Origin of the sequence: Microcoleus sp. B6-A1, from assembly GCF_036705085.1 — a bacterium.
In the GTDB taxonomy this organism is placed as follows: domain Bacteria; phylum Cyanobacteriota; class Cyanobacteriia; order Cyanobacteriales; family Microcoleaceae; genus Microcoleus.
This window is the reverse complement of sequence record NZ_JAUBTU010000063.1, coordinates 29943-42117: the sequence shown is the minus strand read 5'-3', so window position 1 is coordinate 42117 and position 12175 is coordinate 29943. Positions and strand designations below refer to the sequence as shown.

Annotated in this window: 7 protein-coding genes and 1 pseudogene; 6 read left to right on the top strand and 2 right to left on the bottom strand. The window is 50.9% G+C overall.

Annotated features, from left to right (window positions below; translation table 11 throughout):
• Positions 1-158: 158 nt before the first annotated feature.
• From QUB11_RS31335 to rodA, 3 genes and pseudogenes are all read left to right on the top strand, one after another.
• A pseudogene (locus QUB11_RS31335) lies at positions 159-320 on the top strand (hypothetical protein); the annotation flags it as partial.
• Between the two features lie 318 nt (positions 321-638).
• Positions 639-986 carry a VOC family protein gene (locus tag QUB11_RS21495; protein WP_190661613.1) on the top strand — a complete coding sequence of 116 codons (348 nt, stop codon included), beginning with the start codon at positions 639-641 and terminating at the stop codon, positions 984-986.
• Between the two features lie 333 nt (positions 987-1319).
• Positions 1320-2579 carry a rod shape-determining protein RodA gene (gene rodA, locus QUB11_RS21490; RefSeq protein WP_333391697.1) on the top strand — a complete coding sequence of 420 codons (1260 nt, stop codon included), beginning with the start codon at positions 1320-1322 and terminating at the stop codon, positions 2577-2579.
• A 321-nt stretch (positions 2580-2900) separates the two neighbouring features.
• Here rodA and QUB11_RS21485 read toward each other — a convergent pair whose 3' ends face one another.
• On the bottom strand, positions 2901-3158 hold the full coding sequence (locus QUB11_RS21485) for a hypothetical protein (RefSeq protein ID WP_333391694.1): 258 nt from the start codon (positions 3156-3158) through the stop codon (positions 2901-2903).
• A 48-nt stretch (positions 3159-3206) separates the two neighbouring features.
• On the bottom strand, positions 3207-4571 hold the full coding sequence (locus QUB11_RS21480) for a proton extrusion protein PcxA (RefSeq protein ID WP_333391692.1): 1365 nt from the start codon (positions 4569-4571) through the stop codon (positions 3207-3209).
• A 52-nt stretch (positions 4572-4623) separates the two neighbouring features.
• On the opposite strand from QUB11_RS21480, the gene QUB11_RS21475 reads away from it, so the two are divergent.
• The 3 genes from QUB11_RS21475 to QUB11_RS21465 form a co-directional block, all read left to right on the top strand.
• Positions 4624-6834, top strand: a complete 2211-nt coding sequence (locus tag QUB11_RS21475) for a recombinase family protein (protein ID WP_333391690.1) — start codon at positions 4624-4626, stop codon at positions 6832-6834.
• A 380-nt stretch (positions 6835-7214) separates the two neighbouring features.
• Complete coding sequence (locus QUB11_RS21470) at positions 7215-10487, top strand: Ig-like domain-containing protein (RefSeq protein WP_333391688.1); 3273 nt, start codon at positions 7215-7217, stop codon at positions 10485-10487.
• A gap of 34 nt (positions 10488-10521) precedes the next feature.
• Positions 10522-12175, top strand: a 1654-nt coding sequence (locus tag QUB11_RS21465) for a calcium-binding protein (protein WP_333391686.1), incomplete at its 3' end; no start/stop codon positions are given.

The following is a 12175-nucleotide window of genomic DNA, read 5'->3' as shown; positions in this document are numbered from 1 at the left end:
GTCCCGCCCGTCCAAAAAGGACGGGCGGGACGCCCATCCCACAAACTTGTGGAAGTTATTTAATTCTCATTCCTTACCTCAACTCCTGTGTCGGAGCCAAAAAACAGGCGGAGGATCTCGCCGAAAAACTTTATGCCGATCGGGAAAACAGTCAGTTGGTGGGTACGGGATACAAATTAGTTTTTCTCGCCGCCACCTATCAAAACCTGCCAGAGACAGACAAAGCTTTGAGCTTGTACCGCCAAGCGATCGCGATCGCCGACCAAAACCAGTACACTACCATCAAAGCCAAAGCTCTCAGCGGTATAGTAGCGCTGTACCGAGAACCGGGAGAATTTGACCAAGCCCTACAGCACCATGCAGAAGCAATAGAAATACTCGATCGAGCCAGCGCCAAATTAGACCGAGCCGAAGCTTGCTATCAACTAGCACTGACAGAACAAAAACTTGCTAACATCGAGAAAACCCAAGAAAATTTTGACCGCGCCCTTCAACTGTTCAGCGAAATGGACGCCAGCAAACAAGTAGAAAAAGTACAGTTAGCCGCGACAAAAAAACTGAAAAAATACCTAATTAATCCAGCAAGAAATCAGAAAATAGATACAATAAATGAAAGAACAACCATAAACTTTGTAGATATGAAACTAAAACGATTGGGACACGTAGCCGTCTGCGTGCAAGACATAGAGAAGTCTGCAGAATTCTACCGCAACTTGGGTATGGAGTTAGTCTGGAAAGATGCAGACTGGGCTTATTTGAAAGCAGGAGAGGACGGATTGGCGCTGTTGAGTCCGAGTTACGACCAAGCAGGGCCGCATTTTGGGTTTGTATTTGACGATCGTACCGAAATGGAATCCGCTTACGAACAACTCAAAGCCGATGGTGTTTCCGTCACCCACATTCACGAACACCGCGACGGTACTGCATCTTTTTACGGCAGAGATCCAGATGGGAACGGCTTCGAGTACCTTTACGAACCGGCCTGACGATTCTAGGGCTTACGAATTAAAACCCAAGAAACCGGGTTTTTAGCGGTATCTGCGAGTTGTAAGGCGTCTTCTCGACAAAAACCCGGTTTCTGAGCACGTGCGATCGCAAAATAAATTAAGTAACCGCACAGAAAAAAATAGAATACCCAGATACCCGGTTGGGCGTTCCTTCTTCCGTTCCCGGAACATCCCTACAACTCCCCGAATAATCTGAGGTACTCACACCGAGGCTTCTCAAGTAAGGTGCAGACTCTGAATCCAAAATATATCCACAACTTCCGAAAATCGGCTCGATAATCTAAAATCTAAAATCTAAAATCTAAAATCCTCATGTTGCAGAGAATACAAGTCAGAAACCGCTGGAAATCAATCTTCAAACCCTGGGAAGAAGCAGACCCTTGGCTGTTTGGCGCTTGCATCGCCCTCACCATCTTCGGGGGAGTCATGATCCGCAGCGTCGAAATCAACCAGGGGCTGATCGACTGGTGGCGGCACTGGGTAACTGGGGCAGTCGGTTTGTTCCTCGCCATCATCATTTCCCGCTGTCGCTACCAAATACTGCTTGAGTGGAAATGGCCGATTTACATATTAATCAATTTGTCCCTGATCGCAGTGCGGTTTATCGGTACTACAGGGCTCGGTGCCCAGCGGTGGATCAACATCGGCGGCTTTTACCTGCAACCATCAGAATTTGCCAAAGTAGGAATGATTGTCACTTTAGCAGCTCTCCTGCACGACAAGACTGTCCCCACGGTGGGTAATATGTTGAGGATGCTGGCGATTATGGCTGTACCTTGGGGATTGATATTTGCCGAACCAAATTTAGGTACTTCCTTAGTCTTCGGCGCGATCACAATGGGGATGTTTTACTGGGGAAATGTCAATCCCGGCTGGCTAATATTGCTATTCTCTCCTCTCATCTCAGTTCTCTTCAATAACCTGTCTACACCGATTTGGATAGCCTGGGTAGTTGTTGCGGGTATTATTGCTTGGCGAACCCTGCCTTGGCCCTGGTTAGGCACTTTCGGTGCTGTATTGGTGAACGTTGTTTCGGGACACCTCGGACAAGTTTTTTGGAATGTGCTCAAGGATTATCAAAAAATGCGTCTGACAGGGTTTTTAAACCCCGAGAAAGACCCTTTAGGCAGCGGATATCACTTGATTCAATCTCGGATTGCTATTGGCGCTGGGGAACTTAAGGGCCGGGGTTTGTTTCAGGGAACGCAAACTCAGCTTAACTTTATTCCCGAACAGCATACGGACTTTATCTTTTCAGCTATTGGTGAAGAATTGGGTTTTATTGGCTGTATTAGCGTGTTGTTGGTGTTCTGGATAATTTGTTTCCGGTTGGTGACGATCGCTCAAACTGCTAACGATAATTTTGGTTCTTTGCTGGCGATCGGCGTACTGTCAATGTTGATTTTTCAGGTGTTCGTAAATATTGGGATGAACATTGGCTTGGCTCCGGTTACGGGCATTCCCCTGCCTTTCCTAAGTTACGGGAATGCGTCGCTGCTGAGTAATTTTCTGGGCCTAGGGCTGGTGGAGGCGGTGGCAAGCCAGCGACAGCGCAAGAAGCGTTGGAATTAGGTCATTGGTAATTGGTAATGAGTTTTGGGAATGCGATCGCTCTTTTGATTTCTTTCGAGAGATTCTGCGGGCGATCGCCTTTTTTTTCGATCGACCAAGGCGCATCTAAATTTTACGCTTCCTGAGCCGAGCCTTGATGACTGTCAAGTTTGATAAAATTCTTGTGGGTGCGCGCGAGACCCCCCCCAACAATAAAATTTAGAGTCCCAAAACCTTAAGTATATCAACTTAATTAAACCACTCCTCACGCAAAAAATAAATGGTTTTATGCGCTATGGGTAAGCCACTCTGTGTGCAGTAAACGCCCTCATGAGGACGTTATTAATGCCTAAAACCCTTGCTATTATTACATCTTTTTCTCCTTCTTCCTTCTGCCTTCTTCCTGACATCCGTTATATCCGTTACAAAATCCGTTGCCGAACTTCCTTCTGCCTTCTTCCTGACATCCGTTACATCCGTTACATCCCGTACATTGCTCGTTGCCGAACTTCCTTCTTCATGACATCCGTTACATCCGCTACATCCCGTACATTGCTCGTTGCCGAACTTCCTTCTTCCTGACATCCCTCGGACTGACATCCGTTACATCCGCTACATAATCCGTTGCCGAACTTCCTTCGCCCCTGATTACTCGTTCATATTCTTGTACGTAGCAACAGCCGAAGGCGAACTCCGGTTTAAATAACGGAATATCCAATACTTAAATACCGTATCCAAGATCACTGGAAACGTTGCAATGAACAAAAATATGAACTGCCTATTTTCTGGTAGTCCCAAATGCCTAGATAAACCTTCGAGAATTACTTCCCAACCATGAGGCGAGTGGAATCCGACAAACACATCTGTAAACAAAATAATTACGAAAGCTTTCGCACTGTCGCTGAGGCCGTAAATCACATCGTCCATGAAAGACTTTAAAATCTCAATCTCTTTCTTGTTAGTGACGATAATCGCGGCAAAGGCAATGCAGGAAATCAAATCGGCAAAAATATTTTTAATAGCTCCACCACTTTCAGATCGGTATTCCTCCGCTAGCTCAACTGCTTTCTCGGCAATCTTCTTTTCCGTTTCCTCTAAAGAAAGCGACGGAGCAATGCCTATTAACCTTTGAAATTTGAGGTGCTGCTCAAATCTCTCCAGCTCTTGGAATGCTTCTTCTTCCAGGTTAACATTTATGAAAAGTGGAGCATTTTCTTTGCCTCTAAAATGGTCAACTACCGGGCCGACTAAAAAGTTTTTGGCAATTTGATTCGTCAACAGCGGAACTAAAATCAAAAGCAAAATAAATCTGAGAGAAATAATTGTTTTTACTTTGGAATTGCGAAAATTCTTGACTACTTCTTTTTCAGCTCCCGGATCTAAATCTTTAGTGATTCGATTCAAAGTTCCCAAAAGCGATCGCGGTAATAAATTCACTTCTTCATAGTTAGTGTCAACCTCACCATCGTGAATTTTAACAGAATTAGCTGAACCTTTATTTTGGTCAGGTGGAGAAGTGCTATTTTTGGTAGATTTTGCCTGCACATTTACTGAACTTACAACCGGAACAATTGCCGTCGATCTACTATTATTAATATACTTGTCGATGACTGCATCAATAAACTCTAGCTTCTCAAATATAAGGGATGCTCTATCTTTATTGTTGAGATGTAATCCGTGCTGGTGATAATCAGCGCTGTGCCCCGCCTTCGGTTTAGCCCCCACTCGCTCCGGCAGTTCCAAAAAAGAACGGCTAGCATTAAACTCAACCATTCGGGTTTGGATGACCTTGAGGTATTTTTGCAGTTCGGATTTAAAGTAAGACAGTGTGCTTTGTCCGTAATCTCCCGATCGCTCAGAGATTCCTTGACCGCCAAAATGCTCGTCTTCGATCGCCTTAATTGCTAACGCAGCATCGTAGGCCTGTTCTAGAGCCCTCTCAGGCGTTTCTCGATACCATTGGTGAAGGCTGTAGAGATATTTTACAATCCTGTTCCAGGGAGAAGTATTCATAGCTAAAGCTGGTTAGTGGGCTGTAGACATTAGTGATTAAAGTATTCACGGTATGGTAACAAATTTACATAAATTAAGAACTGCCACCGAAGATTCAATTTGGATTGTCGGATCTGCCCGCAGTGGCAAAACCACTCGTTTAGTCGAGCAGTTCTGCATTTGGAGCAAAACTGTCAAGCCTCTGCCTGCAACAGTTTCAGGGCGATCGAGTTCCGGGCGGCGGCGGGCTGGACAAACTGCCCCAGCAATTTTAGTCTTAGCAGCTAACGGAGACAACCGGCTAGAATTGGCCGATCGCATCGCCGTCGCTACCGAAGGAAAATATACCTTTCACTCCACAACGCCCTTCGGTTTTTTTGAGCAGGAAGTATTGTTATTTTGGCCCCTGCTAGTTCAGTCGCTGGATGTGAGAGCTCAATTTCCCCTACGGCTGCAACCTGAAACAGAACTGGAACTTGCCGCGAGACTCTGGCGTCGCGAACTAGACGAAGGCATTTTGCAAAAAACAGGGGTAAGTCCAAACCGAATGGTGCGTCGAACACTAGACTTATTACAACTTGCTGCTGTCAGCGGTACACCGAGAGAAGAGATTCCCAGCATTCTGGAACAGGGATTTGCGGCTGACGGCGGCTCGACAAACCTGTGGACTAGCATGGGAGAGTTGCTCGAAAGGTGGCGGGAATGGTGCTTGACGCGGGGGTTCCTGACTTACGGGATTGTTTGCGAACTCTACTGGCGCTATTTGTTGCCGGATGTCAGTTACCAGCAGCATTTGGCCTCTAGATATCAAGCTGTGATCGCAGACGATGTTGACGATTATCCGGCGATAAGTCGCCATTTGTTCGATCGAATGCTCGACCAAGGTGCAGCGGGAGCATTCTCCTACAATCCAGATGGAGGAGTGCGTTTGGGCTTGGGAGCTGACACGGAATACCTAGCCCGACTCGAAAGCCGCTGTCAAAGCGTGGAAAATTTGGACGCAAAAGCCGGTTTAGCCCCAGAGATTGGAGATTTAGCGGTAAGTTTAGCAGTTAATTCTGAGGGTTTTTATCCTTTAGGCTTGAGTTTGCCCGGTAAAGTTCGATCGCTCCAAACCACTTCCCGCGCTCAACTGCTGCGAGAAACCGCCGAAATCATCGTCGATGCGGTGAAGTCACAAGCCGTGGAACCGCAGGAAATCGCTGTAATTGCCCCTGGGATGGATGCGATCGCCCGTTACAGTTTAACGGAAATTCTGGCGCGAGATAATATTGCCGCCGTATCTCTCAACGATCAGCGGCCGCTCTCGACTACCCCAGAGATTCGAGCTTTACTCACTTTGTTAGCGTTAGTTTATCCGGGACTCGGCCGTTTAGTCGATCGAGACGGCGCAGCCGAAATGCTCGTAGTGTTGGGCAGCCAGAAACACAGTTCATTGGAAACAGAAGATTCCAACTCGACGTTCAATCTAAAATCTCAAATTCACAATCAAAAATCGATCGACCAAGTGAGAGCAGGTTTAATCGCCGATCACTGTTTTTGTCCCGATATCGATCGACCTCAATTGCTGCCCATTACAGCTTTTCCCCGGTGGGACAGACTGGGACACCGAGCAGCCAGGGCCTACGAGCAGATTGTGGAGTGGATCGAACAACAGCGATCGCAACAGCAGGAGCGGCTGTTGCCGAGCCCAATTGCCCTACTCGATCGAGCCATCCAGAAATTTCTCATGAACGACAGATACCTGCCCTACGATCGGCTAGCAGCCCTGCGCGAGTTAATGGAAACAGCCAGCCACTACTGGGAAATCCACGGGCGAATGCAGCGCGTAGAACCAACCAACGGCGGCGACTCAGAAACCATCGCCCGGTTCATCCAGTTGTTGCGCCAAGGAACCGTCACCGCCAACCCCTTTCCAGTGCGTCCAGAAGGCCCAGCAGCCAGAGCCGTCACCCTCGCCAACATCTTCCAGTACCGCAGCAGCCGCCGCGCCCACAAATGGCACTTTTGGCTGGATGCCGGCTCGCCCCTGTGGCTGAGCGGCGGTGCGGCGACATTGTTTGGCGCTCCCTTATTTTTGCGATCGCAACTGGGGCGACCCTGGGAAACCGAAGAGGAAACGGCGGCCGACCAACAGCGACTGCGGCGAATTCTGCTAGATTTGTTAAGTCGCTGTTCCCTGCTTTACCTTTGCCACAGCGAACTATCCGTCAGTGGACAAGAACAAACCGGGCCGCTTCTGCCCCTAATTAACAGCTCTGTTTCTTGTCAGCAGTCAGCATAAGGCATTCGCTTCTGCAGGCAAGGCGCACATCTGTATTCAGCATTCGACATTCGGGAAGAAAAAATTATGACGGCGAAGATTTTTTTTTTTCGGATTCTGGATAAGTACACTGGGCTGACTCCCAGCCAGAATTCTAGGTTATATATCGAAATGGCGCGATATTAAAGTATACCCAACCTAGGCATCAAAACGTGCAATCATTAATATTTTGATATCAAAAGATGCCCCGCTTAAAAAATATCTATAGCCGTTGCAGTTTTGATTTAGTATGTTAGAAATAATGGGGTTATTAATCAATTTTAAGCCAGATTTGTGGCAACAAACTGATACTAATCAGTTCTTAAAGTTAATCGGGATCGTCGTTTAAAGGAGCCAAAATAATGCCAAGTGCAGTGCCAGCAGTAATTATACCACCAACACCAACACCAGAACCACCTCCAACACCAGAACCACCTCCAACACCAGAACCACCTCCGACGCCGCCAACACCTCCAACACCAGCACCACCTCCAACACCTCCAACACCTCCCTCCGGGGACGACACAATTGGCGACATAGACGACACAGGGGGCGGAGGCCAAGGTACCTCGCCTGCAGTCATCGGCGGCGTAGTCCGCGGCACAGAAATCAACGATTCCTTAGTTGGCAGTCCCGGGCCCGACGTGATTTCCGGGCTGCAAGGCAACGACAACCTGCAAGGAGTCGGGGGCGACGATTTACTATTTGGCAACGACGATGACGACGTGCTGTTCGGCAATGAGGGCAACGACGTTCTCGACGGCGGTTTAGGACTCGATACCCTGTACGGAGGCAAAGGCAACGACTGCCTCGACGGGGCAAATAACCCTGACCTGCTGTATGGCAATGACGCCAACGACACGGTAATCGGAGGCGAAGGCAGAGACACGGCTTACGGCGGAAAAGGCAGCGACAGCTTGCGTGGGGGTGCTGGCGACGATAGCTTTTTGGGCGATCGAGGCGACGACATCGTGTGGGGCGACCAAGGCAACGACTCGCTCTTCGGCGGCGACGGCGAAGACTTGGTATTTGGCAACGAAGGAGGCGACTGGCTATACGGAAACGCCGGCGGGGATACATTTTTTTCCGGCGACGGCGACGACATCGTATTCGGCGGCGACGGTGATGACATCGTGGACGGCGGTGCTGGCAACGACGTTATTTGGGGCGAAGCAGGCAAAGACGTAGTGGCAGGAGGCGAAGGCAGAGATGTCTTCGTCATCGGTGCCTTCAGTTCTCCCAGTGGCAGCAGCAGCGACGGCACTAACCCGGCATTTATCACCACAGGCGGCCCCGATATCGCCGATGCCGACATTTTCACAGACTTTCGCCAAGGCGAAGATTTAATCGGGTTAACCGGCGACCTCAAGTTTGAAGATTTGGTAATCTTCCAAAGCACTGAGACCAAAGCCGGCAGTACGATTATTCGCAACGGCGTCAGCGGCGACTTTTTAGCAGTATTGCCCGGAGTAGACAGCAGAACCCTAGGGCGAAGCTCATTTGTAATTGCCCCCACAGTTCCCGGCAGCGCAACTCCCCTTCCGCTACCGACGCCGACACCGACGCCGACACCGACGCCGACACCGACACCGACAGGAAGTCCGACGCCGACAGGAAGTCCGACGCCGACAGGAAGTCCGACACCGACGCCGACACCAACGCCGACAGAGCCGGTGCCGACGTTCCCTACACCGAATTTGCCGACGCCGACAGGAAGTCCGACGCCGACAGGAAGTCCGACGCCGCCGACGCCCATCTTTAACCAACCTCCAAGAGCAGTTAACGACAACTTCACCACGGTTGCGGGTCAAGAACTCAGTTTCAACGTTCTGTTGAACGACACTGACCAGGAACAAAGCGCTCTGACTGTCACGACTTTTGCTCCAGCAAGCAAAGGGAGCGTGGTTCCCGTGGGCGGCGGCGTATTCAAATACACCCCGAATCCGGGCTTCTCGGGTACTGACAGCTTCAGCTACTCGATCTCAGACGGCAGCGGCGGCACAAGTAAGGCGGTAGTAACCATCAACGTCAGTAACCCGCCGCAGCTAATAATTAACGACGGTGTAGTGGTTGCCAAAAGTAATCCTATCCAGACAATCACTGCCGCCGATTTGTTAATCACAGATCCCGACAACAGCCCCTTGGAAATCGTTTACACGATTACTAAAGCCCCCGATGCTACCAGAGGTTTTGTCCAAAGGGGTAGCACCTTTCTCAACGTCGGCGGCAAATTCACGCAAGACGATATCAACAACAACATCGTCAAATACAACTTGCTGGCGACAGGTGGCAGCGACACTTTCACGTTTACAGCCTCCGACGGCTCTGCAACTATCGGGCCGGCATCCTTCAGCATCACGGTGGTAGATAATATTGTCGATCGCAGCGCACTCCCTGCCAGCAGCTTTACAGGCAGCAACCTCAGCGACTTCATCCTCGGCGGGGCGGGCGACGATACCCTCTCTGGGGGCGACGGCAACGACCTGATCGATGGTAATGGCGGCAACGACCTCGTATTCGGTGAAACAGGCAACGACTCGCTGGTGGGTGCGATCGGCAACGACACCGTTGACGGCGGACTGGGCAACGACACCGTTGACGGCCAAGACGGCATAGACTCGCTGATCGGCGGACTGGGCAACGACCTGATGTTCGGCGGCAATGACAATGACAACCTCCTGGGCGGTGACAACAACGACACCATTGACGGCGGAACAGGCAATGACTCGATGTTGGGAGAATCCGGCGACGACTCGATACTTGGTGGCGCTGGAACCGACACCTTACTTGGTGGCATTGGCGACGACTCCCTCGACGGCGGTGCAGGCGACGACATCCTCGACGGTGGACTGGGCAGAAACTTGCTCGACGGCGGTATCAATAACGATTCCATCTTGGGCGCCGACAGCGATGACACGATTTTGGGTGGACAAGGCAACGACACGGGACTCGGAGGTTCGGGCAATGACTACGTGTTGGGCGAGGCCGGCAGCGACTCCCTCGACGGCCAAGCGGGCGACGACACTCTCGACGGCGGTGCCGGCAGCGACTGTCTCAGCGGCGCCTTCGGCAATGACTTGGTATTGGGCGGCGATGACAACGACTCGCTTTCCGGCGGTGCAGGCAATGACATTGTGGGCGGTGGTGTCGGTTCTGACTTGCTCACGGGCGATGCGGGCAATGATTTCTTCTACTACGAAACTCCCAGCGAAGGTGTGGACGTGATTGCTGACTTTAACGCTAACGGCAGCGAGACCGACAGATTTTTGTTCAGGTCGTCAAATTTCGCAGGTTTAACCAACTCAGGAACTACTCTCGATTTCACCAGTTTTATCGTCAGGAATATCGGGTCTAGCGGCGACGACATCAGCAAGCAATCAGTCATTTTGTTTGAATCTAAATTTGATAACGCTCAAGCAGTAAATGCAGTGTTGAAGAATCAAAAGGGTTCGAGCAAAACGGGAGCTTTCTTCGTGTACCTGAACAATACTTTTAACAAGTACGTTCTCGGCTTCGACCCGAATGTGGCAGATGACAGTCTCCCAGCTTTCGATTTGGCAGTGTTGAATTCTATTCCTACAGTGCCGGGAGCGCTCAGCACCGTCATTACTGCATCTGACTTTAAGTTTATTTAGTAGTTTTTGAGTAGCGTCGCAAGGAGTCGGAACAATGCCAAGTGCAGTACCACTAATTTTTCTCGAAGGGCGGCTACCCGATGAGAACGGGGATAGTTTGGATAGCGGTACGGTGCCGCAGCCTACGCCGTCGTCGGGAACGGAGCCGATGATGACGGGGACTTCGACAGGGATGACGGGGACTTCGACAGGGATGACGGGGACTTCGACAGGGATGACGGGGACTTCGACAATGATGACGGGGACTTCGACAATGATGACGGGGACTTCGACAATGATGACGGGGACTTCGACAGGGATGACGGGGACTTCGACAGGGATGACGGGGACGGGCCCGGACATTTCGATCACGCCGGTGCCGCGGCCAACTCTGACAGTTCCCACGCCTCCCCCAGAGCCACTTTTTGTCGATGGCTTAGTTGTCGCAAATGACGGCAGTAACTATTTAATCGGCAGCTTGTTCAATGACACGATTGCCGGGGGTGCCGGCGACGACACGCTTCTGAGTCGGGACGGAGACGATCTACTCAGGGGCGAAGACGGTAACGATTCTCTCAACGGTGGCGCTGGTAAAGATTTTGTTGAGGGCGGGCGCGGTAATGACACGGCGCGGGGCGGCAAAGGCGATGACTTGGTTTCTGGCGACGAGGGCGGTGACGTAGCTTTTGGCGACCAGGGCAACGATATTGTCTTGGGTGCTGAAGGCAACGACTCGCTGTACGGCGGAAAAGGCAATGACTGTCTGCGCGGTGGTGGGGAGGACGACCTGATTTTGGGCGACAAGGGCAGTGACACTGTTTTTGGCGACACTGGTAACGACTGCCTGCTCGGCGCTCGGGGCAATGATATTTTGTTGGGCCAGGAGGGCGGGGATGTCATCACCGGCGGTGTTGGTAACGATACTGGTGACGGCGGCGAGGGTGATGACCTGATCTTCGGGGGCGACGAGAATGATTCTTTGTCTGGAGATGCTGGGGATGATGTTCTTTCGGGCGATCGCGGGTCGGATACTCTGACAGGAGGCGAGGGATCGGATATCTTTGTTCTCGGTAGGGTGGGCACGTCGGCTGGCAACGGGTTTCTCACTACTGGCGGCCGCGAAATCGGCGATGCGGATGTAATTAGAGATTTTAATGCCGGAGATTCGATCGGTCTGGCTGGAGGTCTGAACTTTACAGAGTTAGAAATTTTCCAGGGCCAAGGCTCGAATTCTAGCAACACGATTATTAGGGACAGGCGAACTGGGGAATTTTTGGCGGTGTTGATTGATGTTCGATCGAACTCGCTAGATGAATCTAGGTTCACTACAGCTCAAATACCGCGCGTAAACGACAATCCCTTCACCATTGAGGGCACAACTCCTTCTAGCGGCGGCACAGGTACTAATAGCGGCGGCACAGGTACTAATAGCGGCGGCACAGGTACTAATAGCGGCACAGGTACTAATAGCGGCGGCACAGGTACTAATAGCGGCGGCACAGGTACTAATAGCGGCGGCACAGGTACTAATAGCGGTGGCACAGGTACTAATAGCGGCGGCACAGGTACTAATAGTGGCGGCACAGGTACTAATAGCGGCACAGGTACTAATAGCGGTGGCACAGGTACTAATAGCGGCGGCACAGGGACTAATAGCGGCACAGGTACTAATAGTGGCGGCACAGGTACTAACAGCGGCACAGGTACTA